General features: G+C 34.8%; 3 protein-coding genes. All 3 read right to left on the bottom strand.

Going from position 1 to position 2,624, the window contains the following annotated elements; all coding sequences use genetic code 11:
- Positions 1-47 precede the first annotated feature (47 nt).
- Positions 48-986 carry an aspartate carbamoyltransferase catalytic subunit gene (locus AACY61_RS12165; RefSeq protein ID WP_339611843.1) on the bottom strand — a complete coding sequence of 313 codons (939 nt, stop codon included), beginning with the start codon at positions 984-986 and terminating at the stop codon, positions 48-50.
- 95 nt (positions 987-1,081) lie between these two features.
- Entirely contained in the window at positions 1,082-1,618 is a 537-nt protein-coding gene (pyrR, locus tag AACY61_RS12160) for a bifunctional pyr operon transcriptional regulator/uracil phosphoribosyltransferase PyrR (RefSeq protein WP_339611842.1), read from the bottom strand.
- A 132-nt stretch (positions 1,619-1,750) separates the two neighbouring features.
- Positions 1,751-2,624 (bottom strand): S1 RNA-binding domain-containing protein (locus tag AACY61_RS12155; RefSeq protein ID WP_339611841.1); only part of this gene is annotated, 874 nt, incomplete at its 5' end.

Here is a 2,624-nt window from a genome sequence, read left to right as displayed (position 1 = left end):
CAACATTATCTTTTTCATCTTCTATAAGCTGAAAATTATTACGTTTATTAACTTTCATTATGTTTTATTTTTGAAGCCAGCAAATATATTACAGCCATCCTTATAGCAACACCGTTTTCAACCTGATTCAAAATGATAGATTGTTTGGAGTCTGCCACATCACTAGTTATTTCCACACCACGATTGATAGGACCAGGGTGCATAATAACTATTTCTTTTTTAAGTGTGTCAAGCAGGACTTTATTAATTCCATATTGCTGGGTGTATTCCCTTACAGAAGGAAAGTAACTGATTTCCATTCGCTCGTTTTGCACTCTAAGCATATTGGCTACATCACACCATTCCAATGCTTGTCTCAAATTGTACTCTACCTCAACACCTAAATATTTTATATATTTAGGAATAAGTGTTTTAGGTCCACATAACTTAACTTTTGCTCCAAGTAATTGTAACGCAAAAATATTTGACAATGCTACCCGTGAGTGAAGAATATCACCTACAATCACTACTTTTTTTCCGGCTACATCACCAAGTTTTTCTTTAATGGAATAGCAATCCAATAGGGCTTGGGTTGGATGCTCATGAGCTCCGTCACCGGCATTAATAATACTTGAATTAATATGTTGTGACAAAAAAACTCCTGCTCCTGGGTTTGGATGACGCATCACAACCATATCTACTTTCATCGAAAGAATGTTATTGACGGTGTCAATGAGTGTCTCTCCCTTTTTAACCGAAGATGAAGCAGCTGAAAAGTTAACCACATCTGCTGAAAGACGTTTTTCAGCCAATTCAAATGAAAGTCTGGTTCTAGTACTGTTTTCAAAAAATAAATTGGCAATGGTAATGTCTCTCAAAGAAGGAACTTTTTTTATTGAACGGTTTATAACCTCTTTAAAATGATCGGCCGTTTCAAAAATAAGATGGATATCTGCGGGTGTGAGATACTTAATTCCTAATAAGTGTTTTACACTTAACTCACTCATTATTTAATTGTTTTATTTATATTTTTCAACTATTTATTTCAAAGTCTTTGGATATGTTTTGGCCTCTAAAGGATATCAAAGTTCAGTAAAAAACATTAACTCACTAAATAAACAGCATCCTCCCCTTCATTTTCTTTCCAGCATACTTTTACTTTTTCTTCATTGATGGCATCTACTTGTCTACCACGATAATCAGGTTGTATAGGCAAATGCCTGCTAAATCGTCTGTCTATCAAAGTTAATAACTCTATACCTAATGGTCTTCCAAATGATTGTATGGCTGTTAATGCTGCACGGATACTTCTTCCTGTATAAAGCACATCGTCAATTAAAATAACATTTTTATCTTCTACAAGAAAATCAATCTGTGTTTTATTGGCTTCTAGTGGCTTTCCTCCCCTTCTAAAATCATCTCTAAAAAAGGTAATATCTAAATATCCTAAATTAATATTTTTGATTTTATAATCGTTTACTAAAATATATTTTAAACGATTGGCCAAAAAGGACCCTCTGGGTTGAAGACCTATTAAAACCGAATTCTGAAAGTTGTCATGATTTTCAATTAAGTGGCAGGCTAACCGGTGAAGTGCAATATGAACTTCTGTTTCGTTAAGCAACACTTTTTGACTCATGAAGGGTGTGAATTTATCTTGAACAAAAGTACATAAAAAAAACCAACCGATATTTTCAATTTTTAGTTAATTGAAATAAAAAAGGCCGTCTATACAGACAGCCTTTTTAATATGATTCAATGGATGTTAAATTTATTTTTTACTGTCCATTTGATCTTTCAATGCTTGTAATTTTTCATTAGCATCTCCTAAAGTTGGTTTAGATTCGGCAGCAGTGTCTGCTTGCTTTTTCACAGCATCTTTAAGGATTTTTGCTTCTTCTTCTCTGAAAATTACAGTGTGAGAAGCTACCACTCTCTTGAATTCTTTATTGAATTCAATGATTTGGAATTCTGCTTCTTCACCTTTTCCTAATTTGCTTCCGTCTTCTTTTTCTAGGTGGCGGGCAGGAACAAATGCAACAACATCTTCATTAAACTCAACTGTTGCTCCTTTGTCAACTAGTTCAGTGATTTTTGCTGTATGTTTGGTTCCAAGTGCAAATTCGGTTTCATATTTATCCCAAGGATTTTCTTCAGTTTGCTTGTGACCTAAGCTCAACTTACGTCCTTCAACATCCAACTCAAGTACAACCACTTCCAGTGTATCTCCAACATTGGTGAATTCACTTGGGTGTTTGATTTTCTTGGTCCAGGAAAGATCTGATATATAAATCAAACCATCTATCCCTTCTTCCAGTTCAACAAACACTCCAAAGTTTGTGAAGTTTTTCACAACACCTTTATGTCTTGAACCTACTGGGAATTTGCTAGTAATATCTGTCCAAGGGTCTGGAGTCAATTGCTTGATACCAAGCGACATTTTACGCTCTTCTCTATCTAAAGTAAGAATCACCGCTTCAACTTCATCTCCAACGTTTACAAAATCCTGAGCACTTCTCAAGTGAGTTGACCAAGACATTTCGCTGACGTGAATTAATCCTTCAACACCATCGGCAACTTCAATAAAAGCACCGTAATCTGCAATAACGACTACTTTTCCTTTTACTTTATCACCTACTTTAAGA

The sequence above is a fragment of the uncultured Planktosalinus sp. genome (assembly GCF_963973675.1).
Taxonomy (GTDB): Bacteria; Bacteroidota; Bacteroidia; order Flavobacteriales; family Flavobacteriaceae; genus Planktosalinus.
This window is presented reverse-complemented; position numbering and strand designations above follow the sequence as displayed.